General features: G+C 32.0%; 2 protein-coding genes. Both read right to left on the bottom strand.

The genetic code is table 11. The annotated features are described in order from the left end of the window. Nucleotides 1-15: 15 nt before the first annotated feature. A complete protein-coding gene (locus BUB34_RS12840) occupies nucleotides 16-1,857 on the bottom strand; it encodes a recombinase family protein (protein ID WP_073127867.1) in 1,842 nt (613 codons plus the stop codon). Between the two features lie 59 nt (nucleotides 1,858-1,916). Continuing rightward, nucleotides 1,917-2,060 carry an SHOCT domain-containing protein gene (locus tag BUB34_RS12835; protein ID WP_073127865.1) on the bottom strand — a complete coding sequence of 48 codons (144 nt, stop codon included), beginning with the start codon at nucleotides 2,058-2,060 and terminating at the stop codon, nucleotides 1,917-1,919. Nucleotides 2,061-2,216: the final 156 nt, after the last annotated feature.

Genomic DNA, 2,216 nt, shown 5'->3' with positions numbered 1-2,216 from the left:
TTTCCCTACAATAGTCTAACACATCTCCAAACAATAGACTTCAACCTCCCTTATCTCAATGTACCGCCGGTAAATATAGCTGCAATAGACATGTGTGTCATCACTACTATAGGAAGATGATTTATTTATATGGTTACTAGTATAGGAAGACAATTCAGCAGAGTTTCTACCTATTATTTTGTTTTTAGAACTAGCATTTTTCCTTGGTGACTTAAATTTATCTCCATCTAAATCATCCTTAAAACCAGTCTTATATACAAATGTAAGCTTATATGGATCTACATCACCATTTTCATCTGTTTCACCAACAATTACCTTCTCTACAATACTTTCAAATACATACCTATCAAATTCTTTTAAGACTTCCTTTCTTTCAAGCATGGTCTTAAAAGTTTTCATCCTACTTTTTATTTCATTATTATTTTTCAAGTTAAATTCCAGAGATTCTTTTTCTTTACTTTTCTCGGAATATTGCTTCTGGAAAGATAGATATTTCTCTTCATATAGTTTACTATCTATTTTTTCTTCTAGTCTTAAATCTACTAAGGAATTTTGCTTATTTAAAAGGTGAGTTATCTCTCTTTCTAGTTTCTTAATAGACTTCTCAAGACTTTTATCATTTAAGCTAGCTTCAACTAACTCTAGAAAGCCACTTACAATATCTTTATTATTTGATGTAAGCTGCCTATAGCTCTCTAGAAAGGCTTTCTCTATTGCTATTTCCTCTATACCCTTAGAATTAGGACAAAACTTTTTCCCCTTTTTAGTTCCTCTTACACATTGCCAAATAGTCTTCTTATATTGGGAATTACTATGCCAGGACCTTCTAGATAAATTTGAACCACAGAAGCCACATTCTAATAGGCAGGAAAAAGCATATTCCCTACTGAATTTGTCTCTTTTGCCATTCTTTGAGCCTACAGTATTTCTATTCTTAGCCCTTCTAAATCTAATAGCTTGAACTTTATCAAAGTCCTCTTCACTTACAATCCCTTCATGGTGGTCTTTTATATAAAACTTATCTTCTTCACCAAAGTTTTCTAGTCTTCTTTTAGTAATAGGATCTAGGGTAAAGGTCTTTCCCATTAAAAGATCTCCCTTGTATTTTTCATTCTTTATAATTCCTAAGACAGTAGTTGCCGACCATTTGCTAGACCCTCTTGGTGATTTATATCCAAGGTTTTCTAATTCCCTGCATATTACACTTCCCCCTGCCCCTTCTAAGTATCTCCTGAAGATATATTTTACTATTTCAGCCTCATCTTCATTTATGGATATAGTTTTATTGTCACTATCATAATCATAACCTAGACAACCATGAAAGCCAACTAGCTCTCCTCTTTGCATTTTCATCTTTAAGCCTTTCTTAACATTGGCTGAGATATTTTCCACCTCTTGCTGGGCTACAGAACTAAGTATAACTAGGAGTAATTCTCCATCCATAGTTAGAGTGTTAATATTCTCTTCTTCAAAATATACTGCCACATTCATTTCTTTTAATTGCCTTACATATTTGAGGGTATCTAAAGTATTCCTAGCAAATCTGGATATAGACTTGGTGATAATCATATCTATATCACCATTCATACAATCATTTATTAGCCTTTGAAAATTCAGTCTTTTGTCTATCTGTGTGCCTGTGATAGCTTCATCAGCATAAATTCCAGCCATGGTCCAGTCAGAATTTTCATTGATTAAATCTGTATAGTATTTAACTTGGGAATGATAACTTTGAAGCTGATCTTCGCTATCAGTACTTACCCTACAATAAGCTGCTACTCTTTTTAAATTTATCTCTAGACCATTTCTTCTAGCATTTAAAAGACCTTCACCTTTTATGACTTCAACCTTCTTCATAATCTCACCTCACTTTTGTATTTCTCTATACAATCCTATTTTACCGCGACTAGTTAGATTTAGCAGGTCAAATCTGAAGAAATATTATATTTTTCCATAAGAAGTTTTTTAATCTTAAAATATTCTTGTTTATTTATTAGCTTTTCACTTAATAATTGCCTGAGCATGGCAAGCTGAATGTTATATTCTAATATGTCCTCCATCTATTCTTCCTCCTTTAAAATTGTTACCAAGACTTTCTTTATTCTCATAGGACTACTTAAGTCCCCCTTGTATAATGTAGTTGTAACATTTGATAGAAAACTTTCTAATAATCTAACGAACATTAACAACTTTTCTTAATTTTTAAATTTGTATAA

Source organism: Asaccharospora irregularis DSM 2635, from assembly GCF_900129815.1.
Lineage (GTDB): Bacteria > Bacillota > Clostridia > Peptostreptococcales > Peptostreptococcaceae > Asaccharospora > Asaccharospora irregularis.
The sequence above is the reverse complement of the archived record's forward strand: the minus strand, read 5'-3'. Positions and strand labels throughout refer to the sequence as shown.